Annotated in this window: 19 protein-coding genes; 12 read left to right on the top strand and 7 right to left on the bottom strand. The window is 59.7% G+C overall.

From position 1 onward, the window contains the following. A partial coding sequence (locus NW838_RS07865) for an NINE protein (RefSeq protein WP_414427811.1) occupies positions 1-3,175 on the bottom strand: 3,175 nt, incomplete at its 3' end. 154 nt (positions 3,176-3,329) lie between these two features. Continuing rightward, positions 3,330-4,853 (bottom strand): ABC transporter ATP-binding protein, encoded by a 1,524-nt coding sequence (locus NW838_RS07860; RefSeq protein ID WP_414355697.1) that lies wholly within the window; start codon positions 4,851-4,853, stop codon positions 3,330-3,332. A 133-nt stretch (positions 4,854-4,986) separates the two neighbouring features. Between NW838_RS07860 and NW838_RS07855 the strand changes: the two genes are divergently transcribed. From NW838_RS07855 to NW838_RS07845, 3 genes are all read left to right on the top strand, one after another. Beyond that, positions 4,987-5,985, top strand: a complete 999-nt coding sequence (locus tag NW838_RS07855) for a ribose-phosphate pyrophosphokinase (protein ID WP_011433256.1) — start codon at positions 4,987-4,989, stop codon at positions 5,983-5,985. 311 nt (positions 5,986-6,296) lie between these two features. Continuing rightward, on the top strand, positions 6,297-9,218 hold the full coding sequence (locus NW838_RS07850; RefSeq protein WP_414427810.1) for a PAS domain S-box protein: 2,922 nt from the start codon (positions 6,297-6,299) through the stop codon (positions 9,216-9,218). Beyond that, positions 9,215-10,225: a response regulator gene (locus NW838_RS07845; protein ID WP_414355695.1), complete on the top strand. Its 1,011-nt coding sequence runs from the start codon at positions 9,215-9,217 to the stop codon at positions 10,223-10,225. The genes NW838_RS07850 and NW838_RS07845 overlap by 4 nt, the downstream gene beginning before the upstream one ends. On the opposite strand, the gene NW838_RS07840 is transcribed toward NW838_RS07845, so the two are convergent. After that, positions 10,226-11,392 (bottom strand): septal ring lytic transglycosylase RlpA family protein, encoded by a 1,167-nt coding sequence (locus NW838_RS07840; protein ID WP_414427809.1) that lies wholly within the window; start codon positions 11,390-11,392, stop codon positions 10,226-10,228. It abuts the gene before it with no gap. Between the two features lie 144 nt (positions 11,393-11,536). Here NW838_RS07840 and purM point away from each other — a divergent pair, with 144 nt between their 5' ends. The 5 genes from purM to NW838_RS07815 all read left to right on the top strand — a co-directional run bounded on the left by purM (position 11,537) and on the right by NW838_RS07815 (position 17,733). After that, positions 11,537-12,601 (top strand): phosphoribosylformylglycinamidine cyclo-ligase, encoded by a 1,065-nt coding sequence (gene purM / locus NW838_RS07835; protein ID WP_414427808.1) that lies wholly within the window; start codon positions 11,537-11,539, stop codon positions 12,599-12,601. A gap of 235 nt (positions 12,602-12,836) precedes the next feature. Then, complete coding sequence (locus tag NW838_RS07830) at positions 12,837-13,847, top strand: ABC transporter ATP-binding protein (protein ID WP_414427807.1); 1,011 nt, start codon at positions 12,837-12,839, stop codon at positions 13,845-13,847. Then, the gene (locus NW838_RS07825; protein WP_414355691.1) at positions 13,844-14,629 is read left to right on the top strand and encodes an ABC transporter permease; all 786 of its coding nucleotides are present in this window, start codon (positions 13,844-13,846) and stop codon (positions 14,627-14,629) included. The genes NW838_RS07830 and NW838_RS07825 overlap by 4 nt, the downstream gene beginning before the upstream one ends. A 50-nt stretch (positions 14,630-14,679) precedes the next feature. Beyond that, positions 14,680-16,239 (top strand): GldG family protein, encoded by a 1,560-nt coding sequence (locus NW838_RS07820; RefSeq protein WP_414427806.1) that lies wholly within the window; start codon positions 14,680-14,682, stop codon positions 16,237-16,239. A gap of 18 nt (positions 16,240-16,257) precedes the next feature. Next, a complete protein-coding gene (locus NW838_RS07815) occupies positions 16,258-17,733 on the top strand; it encodes a DUF4340 domain-containing protein (protein ID WP_414355689.1) in 1,476 nt (491 codons plus the stop codon). Positions 17,734-17,746: 13 nt separating this feature from the next. Here the strand turns inward: NW838_RS07815 and NW838_RS07810 are convergent, their stop codons facing one another. From NW838_RS07810 to rpsF, 4 genes are all read right to left on the bottom strand, one after another. Then, positions 17,747-18,394, bottom strand: a complete 648-nt coding sequence (locus NW838_RS07810; protein WP_414355688.1) for a universal stress protein — start codon at positions 18,392-18,394, stop codon at positions 17,747-17,749. 95 nt (positions 18,395-18,489) lie between these two features. After that, positions 18,490-19,194 carry a M14 family zinc carboxypeptidase gene (locus tag NW838_RS07805; protein ID WP_414355687.1) on the bottom strand — a complete coding sequence of 235 codons (705 nt, stop codon included), beginning with the start codon at positions 19,192-19,194 and terminating at the stop codon, positions 18,490-18,492. Between the two features lie 27 nt (positions 19,195-19,221). Beyond that, the gene (locus NW838_RS07800; RefSeq protein WP_414355686.1) at positions 19,222-19,620 is read right to left on the bottom strand and encodes a single-stranded DNA-binding protein; all 399 of its coding nucleotides are present in this window, start codon (positions 19,618-19,620) and stop codon (positions 19,222-19,224) included. A gap of 74 nt (positions 19,621-19,694) precedes the next feature. Then, positions 19,695-19,985, bottom strand: coding sequence for a 30S ribosomal protein S6 (rpsF, locus tag NW838_RS07795; protein ID WP_414355685.1), 291 nt, complete (start codon positions 19,983-19,985; stop codon positions 19,695-19,697). A 240-nt stretch (positions 19,986-20,225) separates the two neighbouring features. On the opposite strand from rpsF, the gene NW838_RS07790 reads away from it, so the two are divergent. From NW838_RS07790 to NW838_RS07775, 4 genes are all read left to right on the top strand, one after another. Then, a complete protein-coding gene (locus NW838_RS07790) occupies positions 20,226-20,471 on the top strand; it encodes an acyl carrier protein (RefSeq protein WP_041436540.1) in 246 nt (81 codons plus the stop codon). 33 nt (positions 20,472-20,504) lie between these two features. Beyond that, positions 20,505-21,785, top strand: coding sequence for a beta-ketoacyl-ACP synthase II (gene fabF / locus NW838_RS07785; protein WP_414427805.1), 1,281 nt, complete (start codon positions 20,505-20,507; stop codon positions 21,783-21,785). Between the two features lie 12 nt (positions 21,786-21,797). Continuing rightward, positions 21,798-22,067, top strand: a complete 270-nt coding sequence (locus NW838_RS07780; RefSeq protein WP_414350639.1) for a hypothetical protein — start codon at positions 21,798-21,800, stop codon at positions 22,065-22,067. 77 nt (positions 22,068-22,144) lie between these two features. Further along, positions 22,145-22,954, top strand: coding sequence for an HAD family hydrolase (locus NW838_RS07775; protein ID WP_414355683.1), 810 nt, complete (start codon positions 22,145-22,147; stop codon positions 22,952-22,954). Positions 22,955-23,000 lie beyond the last annotated feature (46 nt).

The following is a 23,000-nucleotide window of genomic DNA, read 5'->3' as shown; positions in this document are numbered from 1 at the left end:
TCCCCAGGCTTAGATTGATGACGGCAAGCAGAGGGGCAACAGGACGGGATCCCTGTACCACCCACAAGAGGCTGCTGGCCACCAACAGCTCCAAAGCCCAGATCAGCCCATAGGACAGCCCCTCCATTACAGACCATGAGATGGCCGACGAAGCCTCCTGACCGCTGCCGCCAGTTGAGACATCCTCCGCCCTGGAAGGAGACGGGCTTTCGCTCTCCAAGCCAGCAGGATGGACACCGCCGTCGCGATAAAAAGCGGGAGCCACTTCCACCCAAAGCCGCAAAACAATGGCCACCAGGACAGTCCCAGAGGCCAGGGTCAGAGCCACTGGGGAATCCAGGTACTTTCCACCACCGATGCGACCTGCTTCTGGCTGCAATGTCTGCAACGTTAGGGAAAGTAAAAGTACGATCCCCAGCAGAAAGCCAAAGCCATCCAGCACCGGTCGGTAAGCTGCCCGAAGGCGGGGAGAGAGGTAGTGGAACGGAGTCCCTAGGCTGTAGCGACAGCCGCTAGTGCTCCGCACCGCTGTCGCGAACAACAGCAGCACCCCCAAGGCCGCCAGCCATTCTGACTCCGTTAAAGCGGGGAACAGCCGATGGATTCCCACCAGACCGAACCCCCAGCCAAACGTCACTGTCAACAGCACCTCTGCTGGAACAACTGCGTTGGCGGTGTGGAGCTCATGGTCGGCGGACGGTAAAGAGGCCACCACCCACACCTGCGTGGCCATCAGCAGCAACCCCAAGCCCAGACCCAAAAACTCAACCCCCGGCCTTCCAAAGGTGAGTAACTGGGCCAGCAAAAGGGAGAGAACTGCCGGGAAACGCAAAGACCCGCGCTCCGGGATCCCCTGCCGCCAGGAAAGGGATCCCAATCCCCCTTGCTCTGGGCTCTGCAGCCAGCGGGGCATGAACTCCAGGGGGGGCAGGGCCAATACCTGAGCTGCCGTTAAAGCAAGAGGCACCAGCAGCCACAGCCAGCCCATGGATTGTTCACCAGTCGCAGACGAATCAAGGAACCGTTGCAGCAAAAACGCCAAGTAGCTGGATCCCACCAGCACCAGCCCTATGCCATCTGCACTTCGCTGCCACAGCTCCGCAGGCACTCCCCAAAAAAAGCGCCCTGACCCACCCAGAGCCACCCGCCCTGCCCATTGCAATAGGCCCACCAGCAGCAGAACCACTCCCCAACTGGACAGGCTCAAGTCAGACAAGAGCCAGCGGATCCCGGCCAGCAGCGCCCCCAGCCCGTAGGCATGGGTGAGAAATACCCAGCGGGGATCGAGGAGCTCAGCTCTCTTGGACTTCTGCCGCAGCCACCAGGTCAGGATGCCAGTACTCAAAAGCAAATGCCAGAAGCGAATGGCCGGATAGGGAAGGCTCAAGAGCAGCAGGGATCCCCCTAGCCCCAAAACCAAGCGCTCTGTTGGTTCCACCAGCCCAGAAAAGTCTGTCTCGCCGGCTTCTGGAGTGCTCCTCTGCCAGCGGGCCGCCAACCCCAACCACAGCACCTCGTAGGGCAGTAGCACCAACCCCAGCAATCCCCAGGGGGAATCAAGGGGCTGAAACCAGTTGGTTACTGTAGCTACAACCTCTTGCCGCCAGCTTGCTGGCCACACCTGCCAAAAAGCCCAGCAAGTTTCCAGGCCCAGCAAGAACAGCAACGTCAAATGCACCCTAAGGACTTCGTCCCGCTGGGGCGACTGGGTGTGTCGGCGCAAGCGCCCGATTAAGACATGGATCCCCAGCAGGCTAATCCCCAGCAACTGCCAGCCGCTGAAAGGGCTCTCCGCCAAGCCAATGGCAGCCAGCAGCCAGCCCACCACCAACAGCACCCAGCTCCCCTCCCACCAGCGGGAGAGCGTCCCCTCCTGAGCGCCTTCTGCTACGACGTCCGGGGATCCCTGGGGCCATTCCGCTGCCAGCCAACCCAACAGGGCCACCGCCAACCCCAACTGCGACACTTGGACATGCCCAGACAGCAGCCCCCGTAGGATTAACAGGGATCCGGCAGCCCCGATTAGCCAGATCTTGGAGCCCCGTAATTCCCGAGACCGGCGCCTCCAGGTGTAAATCACGGTGCTGAGGATCCCCAGATACAGGATCCCCAGGACAAAAGCAGGGCGAAGCTCCTGCGGCCCCAAGCTCCAGAAAGCGTGCAAGCCAGAGAGGGCCAAAAAGTTCACCAAGGTTCCGTAAAAGGCATTGGAAAAGGCATTGGGCTCCACACCGCTGTCGCGAAAGCCGGCACCTGAACCCAGCGAGCGCACCCGACCCTCAGCCGTCAACGGGATCCCCAGCAGCAAGCCCAGCGCCAGGATGCGGATCCCCCAAAGGATCCCCAGCCCATCCAGGGCCCACACGTTCACCGGCACCAGCAGCAGGGCAATAGCCTCCAAGGTTTGACCGGTTAGACGCAGCCCTTCCTGCCGTTGGATCCATCCAGCACCTACCCCAAAAGCCGCCGTATAGGCCAAGAGCACCCCATACTGAGCAGTTGGAGAAAATTGCTCCCAGTGGCTGGCCGCCAGTACCCCCGAGGACACCACCACCAAAAACAGGCCCAGCAGCAACAGCCAAGTCACGCTTAGCTCGGACAGCAAGTTCCGCAGCAAAACAGCCAGCGCCGGGGTAGGGGGGGGCAAGGACTCCGTCCGAGTAGCGCGAGTGGATTGAGGGGCAGCTTGGGGCTCTTCTCCCCCCTCGACCGCAGGTTCCTCAACCCCAGATCCGGCCAGGCGAGCATTTCTTTCTCGCACCATCCCTGGGATCCAAATCAAATCCAGGAGCTGACCGATCCCCAGCAGCCCAAAGGTCAACAGCCAGAGCAAACCCGTCCGCCAGCGGCCCAGATAAAAACGGTGCAGGCCACAGATGCCAAACAAACCCAAAATCCAGAGCACGTAGGCCGAGCCAAGACGAGCCGGGATCTCGTCGCTGGGGGAAACTGCCGCTGACCTTGGTTCCTCCCCCTCTAGCCGATACTGCTCCACCAGCAGGCGAAAGTGCTCTGGGGTCAGTAAGCCCAGCTCCAGCCAAGCTCGCAAACCTCGCAACACCTGCTGCCGGGATCCCCGAACGGTGAGCTGCAAAAGGACGTCGTCCGAGGAGCGCGAACGGTCAGATTGCGGCTCCTCTGTTCCTGAGGGCGGAGCGCGATCCTGGGATCCCATGGCCGGACTCCTTGAGCAAAAGGCTTGGGGCTACTGCTACTCTAAGCCTTGCTCTAGCCGGTTGCCATGCCGTTCTCAAATCCTTCTCCTGCTGCGGCAAAGCGAAAGGGCTACGCACCGCTGACGCGACCGCTAGAGGGCTTCGATTAGCCCTCTAAACCTCAGTCGGGATCCCTGGGATCTCGCTGCTGTGAGTGCTGCGCAAGACGGGAAGCGTCATCATCTGTCCCAGGCGTGAAACGGTGAGCTCCGCCGCCGGAATGGGCTCCGAGACCTGTCCGCCGCTGAACACCATCACCCGGTTGCTGTACAGCAGGATCTCGTCCAAATCTGCAGAGGCAAAAAGAATGGCTGTACCCGTTTGGGTGCGTTCTAGCAATTGCCCCCAGACCCACAGCGCCGACTCGATGTCCAACCCTCGCGTTGGGTGCTCCATCAGCAACAGGGTCAGGGGTGTGGGCAAGAGAGCCAACTGGCTGCGCTGCTGGTTGCCCCCCGAGAGTTGCTCCACCCGGCTGTAGGGGTGACCGCGAATGCTGAAGTGTTCAATGGCCGCTTGGGCCTGTTGACGGGCCAGAGCCCAGTTGATCCAGGGATCCTGCTGCTTGAGGGCAAAATGCTCCTGCAACGTTAGGCCGGGGATCAGCCCTTCCCGCAGCCGATCCGCCGGAGAAAACCCCACCCCACAGCGCAGGTAGTCGCCGTAAGGACGGCCTGTCATCTCCTGCCCCCTCAACAAGATCTGGCCCCGCCTGGGCGGCAACAACCCTGCACAGGTGAGAAGGAAAGAGCGTTGCCCACTGCCCTCCAAACCAGCCAACCCAATCACTTCCCCCGGCTGCACCGCCAGATCTGGCAAAGCCAGGGTAAACGGCTCATGCCGCACCACCAGGGAGCGCAACTCCAACAGGGGATCCGCCCTCCTTTGCGGAGAATGGGGCCGAGCCGGGGGTGCCAACTCCCGCCCGAACATCCAATCGATCAACCGCTGTTCCAGCAGGGCAATGTCCTCACCTCTAACAGGCAGCTCCCCTACCACCTCCCCCTGCCGCATCACCGTCACCCGATCGCAAAGGCACTCCACATCGGCCAGCTTGTGGGAGACGAAGATCACCGATTTGCCCTGCTCCGCCAACCTTCTCAGAGCCGCGAACAGAAGATCTTTTTGCGCTGCAGAAATGCCCGTCGTTGGCTCATCCAAAATCAAGGTGTTGATCCCCAGGGAAAGCAACCGCAGCATTTCCAGTTGTTGCCGTTCCCCCACCGTCAAACTGCCGATGGCTCCATCGGGGTTGAGATTAAAACCAAACTCTTCACAGGCTTTCTCGAGACGTCTTCGGCTTTCCCGCAGCCCCAAGCCCAAGCGCCCTCGTTGCCCGGCAATAAAGTTTTCCAGCACCGTCAGAGAAGGAAAATCCAAGGGATCCTGGTGCAACATGCCAATGCCCAGGCGAATGGCTGCTGCAGGGCTGTCGATGCGAACCGGTTGCCCATCGATCCAAATCTCCCCCTGATCGCAGCGCAGAAAGCCGCTCAGGATCTTAACTAAGGTACTTTTGCCGGCCCCATTCTCCCCAAGCAGGCCGTGGATTGTGCCCGCCTCCACCCGCAAGGACACATCGCGGTTCGCCTGTACCGCCCCAAAACGCTTGTGGATGTGCAGCAGCTCGACCTTCATCTTGACTATGGTAACTTGCTCCCCCCAAACTCAAAATCCGGAAGAATACACTTGCTGAGGTTGCAAGCGCCAGTGCTACGATAGCGGCAGCTCGCCGTCAGGCGTTGGCTACGGACGAGTTCAGCATCGATCTGTGGTTCGCCCTGCACCCCTTCTTCGCCCTTCTCCCCTGCCACCCATCTCGGATAGCAACCGCCTCAAAATCTTCTCAGGCAGCGCTAACCCGGCTCTGGCTCAAGAGGTGGCGCGTTACTTGGGCATGGATCTGGGCCCGATGTTGCGCAAGCGCTTTGCCGATGGCGAGCTGTACATCCAAATCCAAGAGTCGATCCGGGGTGCTGATGTCTACTTGGTGCAGCCCACTTGCCGCCCCGTCAACGACCACCTGATGGAACTGCTGGTGATCATCGATGCCTGTCGCCGCGCCTCTGCCCGGCAGATCACCGCTGTCTTGCCCTACTACGGCTACGCTCGCGCCGACCGCAAAACGGCAGGCCGAGAAGCGATCACCGCCAAGCTGGTGGCCAACATGATTACCCAGGCGGGAGCTCATCGCGTGCTGGCTATGGATCTGCACTCGGCCCAGATTCAAGGCTACTTCGACATTCCCCTCGACCACGTCTACGCCCAGCCGGTATTACAGGCTTACCTCAAGGAAAAGGGCTTGCTCGACGAAGACATTGTGGTCGTCTCTCCCGATGTGGGGGGTGTGGCTCGTGCCCGTGCCTTTGCCAAAAAACTCAAGGAAGCCCCTCTGGCAATCATTGACAAGCGCCGCCAAGCCCACAACGATGTGGAAGTCATGAATCTGATTGGGGATGTGCGGGGGAAAACTGCCATCCTTGTGGATGACATGATCGATACCGCAGGCACCATCTCGGAAGGGGCAAAATTGCTGCGCAAGCTGGGAGCCAAAGCGGTTTACGCCTGCGCCATTCATCCTGTTTTTTCTGAGCCGGCCATTCAACGCCTGCGGGGTGGCCTGTTTGAAGAGGTGATCGTCACCAACACCATCCCCATCCCTCCAGAGCAGCACTTTCCCGAGTTAACCGTTCTCTCGGTAGCCAATGTGCTGGGGGAAGCGATCTGGCGCATCCATGAAGATAGCTCCGTCAGCAGCATGTTTCACTAAAGTAAGTTTCAAAGTAAGTTTCTCCAGAGTATCGCTAGAGTAGAGTGGGTGCAGAATGGGTGCGCCTGCTCCTTTTCCCTGTGGAGATCAGCCCAACCAGGCACCCCCGATCTGTCGTGATGGACTGGGTTGAGCCAGCTCCTCGGCCAGGTTTTCCCATGTCACCTCCCATTTCTCGCTCGCCAAGATCCGTTGTGCACGGTTTTGCTTTCCCGCGGACTGCTCCCAGGGAAGGGCCGTCCCTTCGAACTGAACCGGATACTGAGTCCGCTTCGGCGCTGTACCCGCTGTTGCAATTGTTGGGTCAACTGTTGAAAGTACCTTTGGTCTATCTAGAACTGGCCCAGCCGGGATCCGATCCCCACTCGCCTTCAAAAGGGATCCTCTACCGGGATCCGCAAAGGATCCCAGCCGGAGAACCTTTCAACCCCGATGTCGGCTCTGAGCAATGGCCTTTTCATGAGTCCTTTCTCTTGCAAACTGAGCAGGGGATCCGGTTGGCCGATCTGCACCTGCTCGACTGCCACCCTCGCCAATTGAGCTCCTCTGAACGGGAACAGATTGACCTCGTTGGCCTCAGCCTGAAGCAAATCCTTCTCCAGGCCCAGGAGCATCGGCAGACCCTTGAGCAGCTCCAATCCCAACTGCAAGACAGCCGCAGCACTGCTGCCCGCTACCAGCAGATCTTCGAGAACGCCGTCGAAGGCATTTTTCAAACCACCCTAGAGGGCAAATACCTGGTTGCCAACCCGGCCTTGGCCCATATTTTCGGCTACGAATCCCCTGAGGATTTGATGCACAACGTCTCCGATATTGGCACCCAAATCTATAGCGATCCGGAGCAACGAGCCGAATTCATCCAGCGCATGCTGAGAGAAGGTCAAGTTGTGAATTTTGAACACCAAGTCTGCTGCAAAGATGGCAGGCTAATTTGGATTTCTTTAAATGCCCGTACCATCTACAACGACCAAGGGGATCCCCTCTATTTTGAAGGATTTGTTACCGACATCACAGCATCCCGTCAACTGAAAGAACGACAACAACAATTGGAAGAAGCCCGCCGAGAGAGCGAGCATCGTTTTCTGCAACTGGTAGAGAATACGCAACAACTGTTTTGGATTACAACGGTCTACAGCAAAGAGCTGATCTACGTCAGCCCAGCCTGCGAAGCCCTTTGGGGCCTTTCCGCCGAAGAGGCTTACGCCAACCCCCAAGCCTGGATGCGCCAAATCCACCCCGACGATCGCTGGTTGTTCCCCACCATCCTCAAAGCCCAATCGGAGGGCAAATCCACCGATGTTGTCTTCCGCATTTATCACACTGATGGCCGCCTGATTTGGCTGCGAGAACGCACCTTTCCCATCGCCGACAAAGAGGGCAAAATCTATCGGGTAGCAGGGATCGCCGAAGACATCACCGAGTCCAAGCAACTGGAGGCCGAACGTCGTCGGATAGAGCAAGCTTGGCAACAAAGCGCCAACCATTTTCGGCAGATTTTTGAGCTGGCCCCCAATGGAATTGCCCTTGTGGACTTGCAGGGGCGATTTATCCAGGTCAACGATGCCTTTGCCCAGATTGTCGGCTACACCCCCGAAGAATTGAAGCATCGGCAGCAACTGGACATTCTCCACCCCGAAGATGTCAACCCACTGCTGGGGGCCAATGAGGCTTTGTTGGCGGGGAAGGTCTCCGTCAGCCAGCGCCAGATTCGCTACACCCATCGTTCCGGTCAGGTTGTTCATGTGCTGTTTCAGGCCACCCTTCTCACCGACGAGGAAGGACAGCCCACCCAGTTTCTCAACCAGGTGATCGACATCAGCGCCCGTGTGGAGGCAGAAATTGCCCTCAAAGAAAGTGAAGAACGCTTCCGCCAATCCTTTGAGTGGGCTCCCATCGCCAAGGCCATGACCCACCTGGATGGCACCTATTTGCAGATCAACGCCGCTTTTACCGAAACCCTGGGCTACACCCTGGAGGATCTCAAGGGGAAAACCGTCCTTGACATCACCCATCCCGACGACATCGCCACCACCCTGGAAAACAGCAACCGCCTGCTGGCCGGCGAGGTGCATCAGTGGGAACAGGAGCAACGCTACATCCACAAGAACGGCCAAATTGTCTATGCCATTCTCCGCATCACTCTGGTGCGCACAGCCCAAGGGGATCCCAGCTACTTTCTGAGCCAGATTTTGGACATTACCGAGCGCAAGCAAGCTGAGGCAGCCCTTCGCCAAAGCGAGCTGAGTTTGCGGGGCATTTTCGAGCAGTCGGCCCTGGGCATTTCCATCGTCGATCACCAGGGCCATTACCTAAAAGTGAACCCTGCTCTGGAAGAGATCTTGGGCTACAGTGCCGCCGAACTAACCCGCATGAGCTTCTGCGACCTCACCCATCCAGAAGACATTCAGGAAGATTGGCGCCTTTTCCAGGAGGTTTTGAACGGCCAACGGGATCGCTACCATCTGGAAAAACGCTACATCCACCGCAGCGGAAAGGTGGTTTGGTGCCGCCTGGCGGTCTCTGCAGTCCGGGATCCCGAGGGCAAAAACCTCTTCATCATCGGCATTTGTGAAGACATTACCGAAGAAAAACGGGCAAAGCTGCAGATCCAAGCTGCCCTTCAGGAAAAAGAAGTTCTGCTGCGGGAGATTCACCACCGCGTCAAAAACAATCTGCAAATTATCTCCAGCCTGCTGCGGCTCCAAGCTGACCAGATCAAAAGCCGCAAGTACGCCCGCGTTTTTAAGGATGCCGGCAGCCGTATTCAAGCCATGTCTTTGATCCACGAAGGTTTGTACCAATCCAACAATCTGGCCGCTGTGGATCTCAAGCAGTACTTGCACAATTTGATCTCCAACCTCTTTCACTCCTACGGGGTGAACCCCGAGAGCATTCGCGCCAGCATCCGTGCCGAAGGGATCCGCCTCAACCTCGACGATGCAGTTTTGTGTGGCCTGATCATCAACGAGTTGGTGACCAACAGCCTCAAGTATGCCTTCCCGAAGGGCCGCAGTGGAGAGATAGAGGTTTGTTTCAGCCAAACCCGCAAATATACTCAGTTGCGAGTCTCCGACAATGGCATTGGCTTGCCCCCGAACTTTGACTTCAAGGAAACTCAATCTCTGGGTTTACAACTGGTTGCAACCCTCACCGATCAGCTACAGGGCAAGATACAATTGAGGAGCAAACCGGGTACCACCTTCATCATTACCTTTCCGAGGAGCGAGCCTTGAAGAGAGTTCCACCCCTTGTCAAAGGCAGTATTCTGGTCGTCGAGGACGAGAAGATCATCGCCAAGGACATTGCCAACGTTCTGAAAAAATTTGGCTACGCTGTGCCCGCCATTGCTTCTTCCGGGGAAGAAGCGATCCGAAGGCTGGAAGAGATGCCGGTGGACTTGGTCTTGATGGATATCGTCCTAAAAGGCGATATCGATGGCATAGAAGCCGCCAAGCGGATCACCGAGCGCTTCAACATTCCGGTGGTGCATCTGACGGCCTACGCCGACGAAGACACCCTCTCCCGCGTCAAGGAGACCCGGCCCTTCGGCTACATCATCAAGCCTTTCAAAGAGCGGGAACTCTACACCACCATTGAAATTGCCCTGCACAACCACCGCCAGAGCCTTGAGAACCGCAAGCTGGAAGAGAAAAGAATCGAGGAGCTGCGGCAAAAACTGCAGCAGTTGCAGCAGTTCACGGACGTGAAGGGCACTCTGTTCAAGAAATTCTTGCAGGATCTGAGCGAGCCCCTCTCGAACCTCAGCTTTGCCTTGGGGCTGCTCAAAGATGCCGAGTCGGAGCAGAAGCGGGAACACTACCTGCAGGTGCTGGAGGATGAATTTCGCCGTGAGCTGGAGCTGATCCACCAGACCTCTAACCTGGAAAATCTCCTGAACCTGGAAAATGTCGGCCTGTTGAGCCAGTTCAGCCTGCTGCGTCCCCAGGAGCCCAGCCCTGGTCACCGGTTGGAGCAGGAAGCACCCACCCCTGCAACCACGCCCTCCCAGGAGTCGGCAGGCTCTGCCCCCGCACCCAGCCCCACTGCCGCCACAGCGCCACGGGCACCGCTGCGCCCCCTTAACCAGACTCAGTTGGCGGAACGGTTGGGGGTGGTGGTTTCCGCCATTACCTACTGGAAATTCAAAACCGGGTTTCCAGAGTGGAGCCGCAGCCGGGATCCCGACGGCATTTCTTGGCGCTATTCCCCCGATTCCAAGCGCTTTTCGCCCGTGCCCTAGCTAGCGTTGCAGCACTTCCACCCGCACAGGTGCCAGCCCCGAGCGCACCATCCCCAACACCTCTGCCGCCCGCAGGGAGAGGTCGATGATCCGACCGGGGATAAAAGGGCCGCGATCGTTGATGCGCACGACAGCCTGGCGTCCGTTTTTCAGGTTGGTCACCCGTACCTCGGTGCCAAAGGGCAGGGTGGGGTGGGCAGCCGTCATCTCATGGCGGGTTGGGTGCAGGTCATACCAAGAAGCAATGCCCTCTTGCACAGGCCCAACCACGCGGACAGGGGCGGGTTCCTGTTGAGGGGCTGTTTTCGGCTTGGAACCTGCAACAGCGGCTTTGGCGGTCAGAGCAGCCGGTTGAGGCAGGGCCGGAGCTGAAATGGGCGGGGCATCGAGCAGCAGACGGCGCAGACGATTGGCAGCCAAAACAGCCACATCCACCGGGCGCTGGTTGTCGATCAACAGCACTCCATCGTCAATGCGCAGCAATTCCTTGTTGTTGACCTGAATGGTGTAGAGAGGAACACCCAAGCCTTGTTCGGCCAATTCCAAACCTGCCCAACCTAGGGTGATGGTGGTGTCTTTCAGGGATCCCTGGGCCATTTGGTTGAGCTGGGCCACAAGGGTGCTGGCCCGCATCAGCGGTGGTTCTAGCCCAGGGTGCTCGACAAAACTGACAATGGGCAGATCCCGCACATAGACAGTAACCACCTGTTGCCCGTCCATCTGATAGTCGTAGAGGGTGGAGATGGGCTGGTTGGTGTGCTGCTGTTGTTCGCCGATCTTGAGAATGGGTTCTTCTGCTCGACGGGGCAGGATCGCCTGGCGAGATCGGTTCAAGGGATGATCCAAGTTCAGGGTACCCAGTTTGGCAGGGGCAAGACCTTTGTGGTCGGAGATAGGGGTTTGGGGAATTCTCGGCAGCGTTCTGACTGGGGCTGCGGCAGCAGGGAGGGGTTGGGAAGGGGTGGCCGGGGGGGGCAATTTGGATGCAGGTGACAGGTCTGCTGCTCGGGTGTTGGGGGATCCGGTTCGCGTCGAGGCTTGTGCTCGCGAAGTCAAGCCGCCCAACATGCCTGCCGGCAAGCCCAAAGCCGTGACACAGAGACAACTGACCAAGCCCATTTTGCGGGCGGGATCCAGTCCCTGTCCAAGCTGTTTCCAATTTCGCATGAGGCCGCGCTCCTCTCCAATCTCGTACAACTTCCAGTGCGACGGTTAAAACAGAAGTTAATGTACCATAGGTTTCTGAGTTGACCCGTTTGTACGGTCGGACACAGGAGCTCAAGTCTTGATAGCATAAGGGGTTTTGGCATTTTGGACTACCGCTCAGCAGGGGTTGACATCGATCTGGGCCACGCCTTTGTCAGGGGGATCCGCGAGCGCGTTGAACGGATTCAAATTCCGTCCTCAGGTTCTTCAGGAACCTTGGGCGGCATCGGCGGCTTTGCCGGTCTGTTTGAGCTGCCGACGGGGTATCAAGCGCCGGTGTTGGTGGCGGGCACCGATGGGGGCGGGACAAAGCTGGACATTGCCCAGCAGTGGGGTCAGCACCGGGGGGTAGGTGTTGATCTGGTGGCGATGTGCGTCAACGACGTGCTGACGGTGGGGGCCCGGCCGCTGTTTTTCTTGGACTATGTGGCCACCGGCAAGCTGGAGCCGGAAGCCCTGTGGCAGGTGATCGACGGCATCTTGGCGGGCTGCCAGGAGGCGGGCTGCCAACTGCTGGGGGGGGAAACGGCGGAGATGCCGGGGTTCTATCCCCCTGGGAAATACGACCTGGCCGGGTTTTGTGTCGGAATTGTGGAAAAAACGGCCATTCTGGATGGGTCGCGGGTGCAGTTGGGGGATCGGCTGTTGGCTTTGCCCAGCAGCGGCCTGCACAGCAACGGCTACAGCTTGGTGCGGCGGATTGTGGCCGACCGGGGTTGGCGCTGGGATCACCGGCCTCCCGGCTGGGATCGGCCTTTGGCGGAAGTATTCCTCACCCCCACCCGCATCTACGTGCAGGCGGTGCAGCGGCTGCAGGCAGCAGGGATCGCCATCCACGGCATGGCCCACATCACTGGCGGCGGGATCCCGGAAAATTTGCCCCGCTGTTTGGCCCCGAACCAGGCGGCGCGGCTGCAGCCCCATAGCTGGCCCGTCCCACAGGAGTTTCTCTGGCTCCAAGAGCAGGGCCAGGTGGAGACCTTGGAGATGTTCCGCACCTTCAACCTGGGGGTGGGCTATGTGCTGGTGATCCCCCCTGAGGCGGAAAATCAGGTGAGATCCCTGCTCCCCGAAGCCTTCCCCATTGGGGAGGTGGTGGCGGCCTGTCCAGGGGAAAGCCGCGTTCTGGGACTGGAACAGTGGGGATCCCTCACAAGCCCTGCTGACTAGCCAACCGATGGATCCCCACCAAAAGGGGGAAAGGGATCCCGGCTCCATCAACGCATCCTCGCTGCCGCTATGCTAAGTTGGCATGTGGCCTCAGCACGGTTGCCCGTGTTCTTGCCCGAGCCTGTAATCTCTTCCTAGCATTCGTCTTTCTTGGAATATGGGCAACTCAGCCTTAGCCTGCACAGACTTGGGCCGTTTGCCAACCACCGCTGACCCTGTAGGTTAGGAGTTGCTGATGACAGGTTTACCCACTGCTCGTGCAAATGCGGTTGCTATCGAAGTCGAGCATTTGAGCAAAACCTACGGCAGCTTTACTGCCATTCGCGATGTTTCCTTCCAGGTGAACGCCGGCGAGATCATGGGGTTTTTGGGGCCGAACGGAGCCGGCAAGACCACATCCATGCGCATTTTGGCCGGGTATCTGCCTGCCAGCGAGGGGACGGCGCGGGTGGCCGGGTTTGACGTCCACGAAAACTCAATGGCGGTGCGGCAGCGTATTGGCTATCTACCGGAAAACCCGCCCCTCTACATGGAGATGACGGTGGAGGCGTATCTGCACTTTGTGGCGCAGATCAAGCGGGTCAGCCCCGGCGACCGATCCAGGCGGGTGGACGAGGTGATCCGGCGCTGCAGCCTAGAAGAAAAGCGCCACACCCTCATCCGCAAGCTCTCCAAGGGGTTTAAGCAGCGGGTGGGCATCGCCCAAGCTCTGGTTCACGACCCGCCGGTGATCATCCTGGATGAGCCCACCATTGGGCTGGATCCCAAGCAGATTATCGAGGTGCGCAAGCTCATCAAGAGCCTGGCGGGGGAGCACACCATCATCCTCTCCACCCACATCCTGCCGGAGGTGAGCATGACCTGCGACCGGGTGGTGATCATCAACCGCGGCCAGGTGGCCGCCATCGGCACCCCCGCTGAGCTGACAGCCCAGCTTCAGGATCGGCAGCAGGCAAAGCTGGTGGTGGGGGCAACCGAGGCAATGGCCATCCGGACGGCCCTGCAGCCTTTGCCCCAAGTGGAGGTGGTGAGCCTACAGCCCTTGGCGGCGGATCCCTCCCGCTGGCAGGTGCAGCTCAAGAGCAACGCTGCCGCGGACGGCTGGATCCCGGAGGCAGCCAAAGCGCTGGTGCAGGCGGGGATCGACCTCTACGAGATAGGCCGTCCTCAAGCTTCTTTGGAAGAGATTTTCCTGCAGCTCACCACCCAAGAGGGATCCGAGGGCCTACTGGAGGAAGCGGCATGAACGGAGCAATTGCCATTTTTCGTAAGGAATTGCGCGGCTACTTCACCTCGCCCATCGCCTATGTGGTGGCCGCGGTGTTTTGGGGACTGGCGGGGTTTTTCTTCTTTAATATCCTGGTGCGGGTGATCAATTTCTCCCAGCAGGTGGATCTGTTTGCCCAGTTTGGCCAGGAGAACCCTTTTGACGCCGCCACCATCCTGTCGCAGCAGTTTCTCAACCTCTTGGGCACTCTTTCTCTCTTCTTATTGCCCATCTTCACCATGAGTTCCTATGCCGAGGAGCGGCGGCGGGGCACCATGGAGCTGCTGGCCACCTCCCCCATCACCAACTTGGGGGTGGCGGTGGGCAAATGGCTGGCGGTGTGGGCGTTTTTCATCACGCTGCTGCTGCCGCCGCTGGTCTACCATGTGCTGGTGCTGAGCAGCGCCAACCCGGCAGTGGACTACCGCCTGACCCTGATGGGTTATGTGGGCCTAACCCTGCTGGCGGGCAGTGTCATGGCCTTGGGGTTGTTTATCTCGTCTCTAACAGACAGCACGCTCATCGCGGCGGTGGCCACCTTTGGCCTGATCCTGCTGCTCTGGGTGATCGACGCGGCAGCCGGCCAGGAGGAGAACTGGATTGCCGCGACGCTGCGGCATGTGTCTTTGCTGCAGCAATACAGCAACTGGGTGCAAGGGATCCTCAGCAGCAGCAGCCTCATTCTTTTCTTGAGCATCATCGTCCTGGGGCTGTTTGCCACGGTGCAATCGGTGGAAAGCCTGCGCTGGCAACAGAGCTAGGGTCAGATGGGAGGAGTGCGGTGTTCGCGGCAGCGGTGCGGAGCATTATTATGAAGGACTGGCGCGCGTTAAAGGACTGGACAGGGATCCTGGGCATTGGCGTCATCGCCATTGGCCTGGTGGTGGGATCCGCCTTTACCGGTTGGACGGCTGTGCCCCTGAGCATGCTGGCAACGGGCCTGGCCCTGCTGGTGGTTTGGGGCATCACCCACCGGCAGGAGGTGGGGGTCTTCCTCGGTCTGCGTTCCACCCAGACCAACGCCAACATCCTGGTGGCGGTGGCGGCGATGGCCGTCATTCTAGTGCTGGTGAATGTGGTGGCGGTGCGCTACGACCTGCGGCTGGATCTCACCGAGGAGGGCCTGTTTACCCTGTCGCCCCAAACCCGGCAATTGGTGCAGGGATTGGTGCAACCGGTCAAAGTTTGGGTGGTCACCACTGCGCCGGATCCCAATCTGCGGGAACAACTGGAGCGCTATCGCCGCCTCAACCCCAACCGCTTCCAGTTTGAGTTTGTGGATCCCAACCGGGATCCCCTGACCATTCAGCGGCTGCAGGTGACGCAAAACAACACCCTGGTGGTGGAGGCCGGAGAAAGCCGGCAACAACTGCCCCAGCCCCCTGCTCCTGACCTGGAGAGCAGACTGACCCCTGTCTTGTCCAAAGTGGTCAACCGAGGGGAGTTAGTGGCCTATTTCGTGCAAGGGCACGGGGAAGTGGGGCTGGAAGCGAGGGAAGGTACTCCAACTCTGGCCCAGGCGGCGGCAGCCCTGGGTCAGGAAGGCTATCGGGTAGAGACCCTCAACTTGGTGCAATCGGGGATCCCAGAGGATGCGAATGTCCTGGTGCTGGCGGGGCCACAGCGGGCTTTGTTCCCCGGCGAGGTGGAGAAACTGCAGGATTACCTGGCCGAGGGAGGACGGCTGCTGTTGTTGATTGGGCCACGGGTGGATGCCGGCCTGGATCCCTTGCTGGAAGAGTGGGGCGTGGTCTTGGGGGATGACATCCTCATTGAGGTGAGCAGCGTCAGCCAACTGTTGAGGACAGGGCCGGCGGTTGCCCTGGTTACTACCTACGGGGATCACCCCATTACCGCCCCCTTGGCCGCCCAGCGGCTGATGACCCTGTTCCCCCTGGCCCGCTCTGTGGAAACCGAAGCCCGCGAAGGGATCCAAGCCACGCCCCTACTGCGCACCAGCCCGCAAAGCTGGGGGGAGACCAGTCCTGACCTGGAACGTGGCCCCCTGCAGTTCGATCCGGAGCAGGACAAGCCTGGCCCCCTTACCTTGGGTGTTGCTTTAACCCGCCGTTTGGACGCCGACCAGGCCGACACAGGATCCCCGCAGGAGGCCCGCCTGGTGGTGATCGGCAATGTCGACTTTGCCCTCAACGGCAACTTGCGGCAGCAGGGCAACCGGGATCTCTTCTTGAACACCCTCAACTGGCTGACTGAGCAAACGGAGCAGATCTCCATCCGCCCCAAATCCATCACGGATCGCCGTCTCACCCTGACCGGTCAAAACTTCCGCTGGCTGGTGCTGGGATCAACGGTCCTTTTGCCCTTGGCGGCCCTGGGTTCCGGAGCTGCCCTGTGGTGGCAAAGACGGTAGAGCTGGAGGAAAGCAGGCATGTTCAAGCGAACCACCTGGATTCTCCTGGGTTTGGCGGTGGCCTGTCTGCTGGGCTACTTCCTCTTGGACAACATCCAGCAACTGCGCCAGGAGCAACAGGCGGAGCGAGCGCGGCTGTTCCATTTTGCCACCGATACCATTGCCCGCATTGAAATCCGCCAACAGAAAGAGGGGGAACCCGTTCGCGGCAGCGGTGCGGAGCACTTGGAAATCCTTTTGGAGCGCAATCCAGAAGAAGAGGGATCCCACTGGCGGATCGTCAGTCCCATTCAGTCAGCGGCGCTGGACTTCCCCATTGAGCAGTTGCTCAACACCTTCTCCCGCCTCACCCCCCAAATCACTCTGGAGGGGGTCACTGACCTGGCCGCTTTTGGCCTGGATCAGCCGCGACACCAAATCGCCCTTTTCCCCAAAGAAGGGGATCCCTACCGCCTGGCCATCGGCAACGACAACTTCGACGGCTCCGGCTTCTACGCCCAGCCCGAAGGGGGACAGGTGGTGCTTCTAAGCAGTGCCCAGAAGGGATCCCTGTTGCCCTCTCTCTTGGCTTTGCGGGACAAGACTTTGCTTCAGTTTGATACAGCCGAGGTGAAAGCCCTGCAAGTGCAGTTGGCAGAGGCGGAGCCGGAAGTTGTTCGCCTGCAGCGGAAAGACGTTCGCGCCAGCGGTGCGGAGCACTTTACTTGGCAGATTGTCCAGCCCAGAGAGCTGCCTGCCGATGAGATCAACGTCAACCGCTTGCTCAATACTCTGGCCCGCCTGCAGGCCGTGGAGTTCCCCGCCGAGACCAAAGACGAGCTCGCCCCCTATGGCCTGGAGCAGCCTTCCGCCCGCCTGACGGTGGAGCTGGAGGGCGGCAAAACCCTGAACGTCGCTTTGGGATCGGAGAAAGATGGCCAGGTGTACGTCATCACCTCTGAGCACCCGGCAGTAGCCACCTTGCTCACCTCCACCGCCGATATTCTCCGCTCCGACTTGGAAGAGCTGCGGGATCACCGCATTGCCCGCCTCAACGCCAACCAAGTGGGCCAAGTCACCTTAGAATCCCAAGGGGAAAAGGTCACCCTCACCCCTCGGCCTTCAGAGAAGGGATCCTTGGAGCTGCGCTGGGAAAACCCGGAGCGACCGGGCCAGCCTGTGGATCTCGGCTCTCTGTTCTCCAGCCTGAATGCTGCCCGCGCCAAGGAGTTTGTGGAACAGGCCGACGCGGAAGCCCAAAGGGTGTTGTCTGAGCCCGACCTACGGCTGACCTTTGAGCCCAAGCCTGACGCCGAGCAGGATCCCTTAACCCTGACCTTGGCCGCCTCTGGCTTGCAGGCCTACGTGCAAAGCAGCCGCCAGCCGGACATTGCCGTGATCGAGCTGAGCACCTTCAACAGCCTGGAAACCGAAGTGAATCGCCTCTTGGAGGGCCAGCCGGAGAGCAAGGACTCTGCCCCGCTCACGCGACCAGATCCCACTCCCTCGCCCTAGAGTCCCTAGAGCCTTAGCCAGCAGGGGTAGCTGTCTTCTCTTCCGCAGTTTGGGCTTCTTTTTTCAGGGCTTCCCCTTGTATCGTCAGCACCGAGCAGGGAGCGCGGTGGAGCACGTAGTTGCTAACGCTGCCCAGAAACAGCTCGCTCAGGCCGGAGTGGCCGCGGCGGCCCACCACCACCAAGTCCGCATCCCAAGAGCGGGCCAGATCGCAGATGACCCGACCGGGGTTGCCGTAGTTGAGGGTGTACTCAGCGCGGATCCCGTGCTCAGCCGCTTTCTCCACCAGCGAGCGCAGGTAGTCCATCTGGTTTTGCTCGAAGATGGCACATTGCTCCCGGTAGGACTGCCACAGCTCGGCGCTGATGGTGGAGCTGTAATCTACCCCCAGGATCATCGGCGGCTCTGGGGCGCCCGGCTCTTCCTGAGACAGAACATGGAGAATCATCATCTGGGCCTGCATGGCCTTGGCCACTTGGACGGCCTTTTGAAATACTCCCTGGCTCAGCTCCGACCGATCCACTGCCACCAAAATCCTGCTGAACATATTGGCTTCCTCCAGATGGCTAACAGCGGGGCACAAGGCAGAAGCAGCGTGACTTCGGGGTTGACCTCTGACCCCTTTTCCCTCGACTCCAAGCTCCCCTCTGCTCTGCCCCACCTATCTGTGTTGTAGAAGATTTGGGCGAGAAAACCCCAGATATCTTGAACGAACTAGGCAGATTGGCAACGAAAGTTCAGAGATCTTGACACCGGTCAGAAGGCATCGCCTTGGGCTGCCCACTCCAACACCGCCTGCAGCGCCTCGGCCTGCTCTTGCCAGACTTGATCGAGGGGAGTGCCCCGCAGGATTTCCAGCGTTAGGGTTGGGATCCGCCGTTCCTGCCCTGCCCAAGTGCCCAGAGAACCAGGGGTAGGGTAGCCAATGTCGGCGGCGACGGGCAAGCCGTTGCGAGCAGCCATCACCTGGGCCAGCTCAAGGGCAGGGCCGTTGTAGTTCACGCAGGGGTGCGCCTGGCAGGAGTGGGCAGAAAGGATAAACTGGGGCTGAATCCGGGCCAAACTCGTCAACAACACTTGCGTTTCGGGCTCGGAGCCTGGGGCCGATCCGGGCGGATAACGAGCTTCCAGAGAGGCCGGGATCCAATCTTGGGTGGGCAGATTGCGGTTGAGATCGACGCCGTTGGCATTGAGCCGTTGCCCCAAGGCACAGCCATCCGGGTTCAGGCGTGGGATCGCCCACAAGGTCGCCTTCCCGGCCAAGGATCCCCATTTCCCAGAAGCCACATAGCGCTCGATCAGGGCATAGCCCTCCACCTCATCCCCGTGTACCCCGCCGAGCAGCAGCAAGGAGCGGATCCCTTGGGTGAGCTGCCAAAGGTGAATAGGACGCCCCTGCACCGAGTAGCCGATGACCCGCAGGGATCTCAAAGGTTCACCCGCAGCAAGTTCCTGAGACATGGGGGATCCCGGCAAGTCTCGCAACCGTTAGAACGGGAGATCGTCCGGCTCCGGTGGGGAAACCACATCCCCCTCAGAGGATTCCACAATCGCCGGTTCGCCCATCCCCGTCAGAGAGAGGACGCGAGCGGATCCCAGCTGATGGACACGGCGCGCGGTGATCTCGGCCAGCTTTTCCTTGCGCCCATCTCGCTCCACCACATTTATGTGCAGTTGGCCTTCCACTGTGATTTGGTCGCCCACATGGCAGGTGTCCACCACCCTTTTGGCCAGTTCTCCAAAAGAGGAAACGCGCACGCGATAGGGCGGCTCATCCGGGCGCAGGCTGGGAAAGCCGATCACCAAGGATGTAACAGCCAAGTTATCGGGGGTGTAGCGCAGCTCCGGCTCAGACAGAACCTCGCCCATCAACACAATCGAGTTCATAACAGAGCCATCCGGGGATCAAGGGGCAGCTCAGCGCACTTCCATCATGCCCGCAGGCGGGGATCCCGTCAAACCTAGCCGACGCGGAGGGTCATGTGGCGCAGCACACTCTCGTTGATGCGCAGGTTTTTCTCCCAGGCAGCCACCGCACTGGGTTCGGCTTCGTAGTTGAACTGGATGTACAGACCCTCCTTGAACTTTTTCATCTCAAACCCGGCAAAGCGACGCTTGCCCCTATTGGTAATCTCCACGTGGTTCACTCCGTTCTCTCGCAGGATTGCCTCCTGACTGCTGAGCAGTTGTTCGAGGGGTTCATCTGACACATCAGGACGCACAATCAGCATCGTTTCGTAAGCGCGGGGCATGGAAGCGAGTTCTCCTTGAGGATCCAGTTGTAGAGATGCAGTAGACTATACTAGCTTTTCTTTCCTGCAACCGAAAAGGCCGCGGCTCAATCCCCACACCTCCATACTCTGGCCGCAGCAGCCAATGCAGGTGAGGCTGCTCACAAGAGGGGATCCATTGTCCGATACAATAGGGATTGCTTCATTGGCCGCTGGTTGGCCCGGCCAAGACACGCTGAATCGAGAGTTGGGATTCCAAGCATGAGCGCAGACGAAGTTTATAGCCGTGTTCGCAAGATCGTGTCCGATCAACTGGGCGTGGAAGATGACAAAGTGACCCCGGAAGCCAATTTCCAGAACGACCTGGGGGCCGATAGCCTCGATACGGTGGAGCTGGTCATGGCTTTTGAAGAGGAATTCGACCTGGAGATCCCCGATGAAGATGCAGAGGGGATCGCCACCGTGCAAGACGCTGTTAACTACATCCTCTCGAAGAAAGCTGCCTAATCTGCCTCCATACCCCTGGGCTAACACCGGACGATGGCTACTCTGGATCCCGCCACTGCTCTCAGGCCAACCCGCCGCGTTGTGATTACGGGGCTGGGCGCGGTCACCCCCATCGGCAACTCTCCTGCCGAGTTTTGGCAGAGCTTGCTGGCAGGGCGCTCCGGCATTGGGCCGATTACCCATTTCGATGCCTCCCGCCACGACTGCCGTATTGCCGGAGAGGTGAAGGGATTTGATCCCCTCGACTACTTGGATCGCAAGGATGTCAAGCGCACCGACCGCTTTGTGCACCTGGCGATGGCGGCCACCCGGCAAGCCTTGGAGGACGCCGACTTTCACATCACCGATCTCAACGCTGAGCAAGTGGGGGTGATCTTGGGCACCGGCATCGGCGGCATCCGCGTCTTGGAAGAGCAGCAGACCATCTATCTGCAGAAAGGGCCGGATCGCTGTAGCCCCTTCATGGTGCCCATGATGATTGCCAACATGGCTGCAGGTCACCTGGCCATTCATTTTGGCGCCAAAGGCCCCAATTCCTGCACAGTTACGGCCTGTGCCTCTGGCTCCAACGCCATTGGCGATGCCTTTCGGCTCATCCAGAGGGGAGAGGTGCAAGCGGCGATTACAGGTGGCACGGAAGCGGCGGTTACCCCTTTGTCCATGGCGGGGTTCAGTGCCATGAAGGCCCTTTCCACCCGCAACGACACCCCGGAGCAAGCCTGTAGGCCCTTTGATCGGGATCGGGACGGCTTTGTCATGGGGGAAGGAGCAGGGATCCTGGTCCTGGAGGAGTTGGAGCATGCCCGCGCCCGCGGGGCCAAGATCTATGCGGAGATAGTCGGCTATGGCCTCACCTGCGATGCCCACCACATGACCAACCCTGCCCCCGGCGGCGAGGGAGCGGCCCGGGCGATGCGGCTGGCCCTCAAGGATGCCGGGCTTCAGCCTGGGGATGTGCAACACATCAATGCCCATGCCACCAGCACCCCTGTAGGGGATATCGCCGAGGTCCAGGCCATCAAGTCGGTCTTTGGCGAGCATGCCCCCCGTTTGGCCATCAGCGCCACCAAGTCCATGACCGGCCACCTGTTGGGGGGAGCGGGCGGCATTGCCACGGTGGCCACAGCTTTGGCCATCCACCACGGCTGGGTTCCTCCTACCCTCAACTTGGACAACCCTGATCCCGAGTGCGAAGGGCTGGATTTTGTCCCCCACAAGGGGCGGCAGATGGCTGTTGAGGCCGCTTTGGTCAATGCCTTTGGATTTGGTGGGCACAACGTCACGCTGGCTTTGCGCCGCTACTCTCCCGATTGAAAGGCTTGGCCTATGTCTTCTCCCGAAAGTTCACTGCCCTCAGTTCGCCAACAAGCCTTGGCCGCTTTGACGGCGGAGCTGGCGCAGCAGGGTCACCCGCCCGAATATGCTCAGCACATGGCGGCGGCGGTTATTTTTCAAGCGGACTTGGATCTGTGTGCAGCCCAACTGGCGCGGGTGCTCAGTTGGCTGAAGCAAAACCATCCTCAGCTCTATCCAGAGGCGGTGCAATTGGTGGACACCACTCGGGAAGAGTTCGAGCGTCGCGTCCAAAATGGATAGACAAGCCATCTGCTGTGATCTGAAGCAGGGATCCGGCAGTTGGGTTGCGGTCGTTAGCAGAGGGTGATGTCCCCCCTATGGGACTGCAAGGGGTGATCTTGAGCTGGAGTGGAGTGGTGGCCGATGACGAGAACTTGCACCTACAGGCCATCAACCAACTGCTGGTGGAAGAGAACCTGCGCCCCTGGAACCTGTGCTGGCCGAAGTCGGGATCCCCTGGGCAGCGGGAGCTTTACCGGCTGCAATACCTGGGCCGACCGGATCGAGAGCGCCTGCCGGCTCTGTGGGGGGAGCAAGGGCGGGTGCTCAGCCCCAAACAACTGGAAGAGCTGCTGAAACGCAAGGCCCTATACTACCGACAGGCTTTGCAGGGGCAGAGGGAATTGCCTCTCATTCCCGGCCTGAGGGAAACTTTGGAGACGCTGGAGCGGCTGCAACTGAAGGTCGGCCTGCTGTGCGGCCAATCGGCAGCCGAGGTGGCCGCTTTTCTAGAGCGCTTCCAGCCATGCTGCCCGGCCCTGATACGGTTGACCGATGTGGGCTCCTATCGAGTGACGGGGGATGATGCAGGCCCAATATTTTCCCCAGGACACTTGCACCGCCTGCTTTTGCAGCGGATGGAATTGCCTGCCCAGGCGTGTTTGAGCATTGAAGCCACCTACTCCGGCATTCAGGCAGCCCGTTCGGCAGGGATCCCGGTGCTGGCTCTGGCCACCTTCTTTCCTCTGCACATGCTGCAGCGGCGGGCCAATTGGGCGGTGGACGGCTACCATCAGGTGGAATGGGATCGCATCCGGAACTGGTTTGCCGGCGGCCAAGACCGTCCTTCGACCCCAGTTGAAGGAGAGGCGGAGGCCGGTTCCTTCAAGGGATCCCAGGGAGCATGACTCTAGTCAATAATAAGCTCAACTATACTGAAAATAATGTATAATA

It is taken from the genome of Synechococcus sp. R55.2 (assembly GCF_047462075.1).
Taxonomy (GTDB): Bacteria; Cyanobacteriota; Cyanobacteriia; order Thermostichales; family Thermostichaceae; genus Thermostichus.
Note: the sequence above shows the minus strand (reverse complement) of the source record. Positions and strands in the feature narration are given on the sequence as shown.

Excerpts from the sequence above, each read along its gene's own strand:
- NW838_RS07840 (WP_414427809.1), bottom strand. The coding sequence starts at position 11,392 with ATGCGAAATTGGAAACAGCTTGGACAGGGACTGGATCCCGCCCGCAAA.
- NW838_RS07790 (WP_041436540.1), top strand. The coding sequence starts at position 20,226 with ATGAGCGCAGACGAAGTTTATAGCCGTGTTCGCAAGATCGTGTCCGAT.
- fabF (WP_414427805.1), top strand. The coding sequence starts at position 20,505 with ATGGCTACTCTGGATCCCGCCACTGCTCTCAGGCCAACCCGCCGCGTT.
- NW838_RS07860 (WP_414355697.1), bottom strand. The coding sequence starts at position 4,853 with ATGAAGGTCGAGCTGCTGCACATCCACAAGCGTTTTGGGGCGGTACAG.
- NW838_RS07800 (WP_414355686.1), bottom strand. The coding sequence starts at position 19,620 with ATGAACTCGATTGTGTTGATGGGCGAGGTTCTGTCTGAGCCGGAGCTG.
- NW838_RS07830 (WP_414427807.1), top strand. The coding sequence starts at position 12,837 with ATGACAGGTTTACCCACTGCTCGTGCAAATGCGGTTGCTATCGAAGTC.
- rpsF (WP_414355685.1), bottom strand. The coding sequence starts at position 19,985 with ATGCCCCGCGCTTACGAAACGATGCTGATTGTGCGTCCTGATGTGTCA.
- NW838_RS07780 (WP_414350639.1), top strand. The coding sequence starts at position 21,798 with ATGTCTTCTCCCGAAAGTTCACTGCCCTCAGTTCGCCAACAAGCCTTG.
- NW838_RS07775 (WP_414355683.1), top strand. The coding sequence starts at position 22,145 with ATGGGACTGCAAGGGGTGATCTTGAGCTGGAGTGGAGTGGTGGCCGAT.
- NW838_RS07820 (WP_414427806.1), top strand. The coding sequence starts at position 14,680 with ATGAAGGACTGGCGCGCGTTAAAGGACTGGACAGGGATCCTGGGCATT.
- NW838_RS07815 (WP_414355689.1), top strand. The coding sequence starts at position 16,258 with ATGTTCAAGCGAACCACCTGGATTCTCCTGGGTTTGGCGGTGGCCTGT.
- NW838_RS07825 (WP_414355691.1), top strand. The coding sequence starts at position 13,844 with ATGAACGGAGCAATTGCCATTTTTCGTAAGGAATTGCGCGGCTACTTC.
- NW838_RS07805 (WP_414355687.1), bottom strand. The coding sequence starts at position 19,194 with ATGTCTCAGGAACTTGCTGCGGGTGAACCTTTGAGATCCCTGCGGGTC.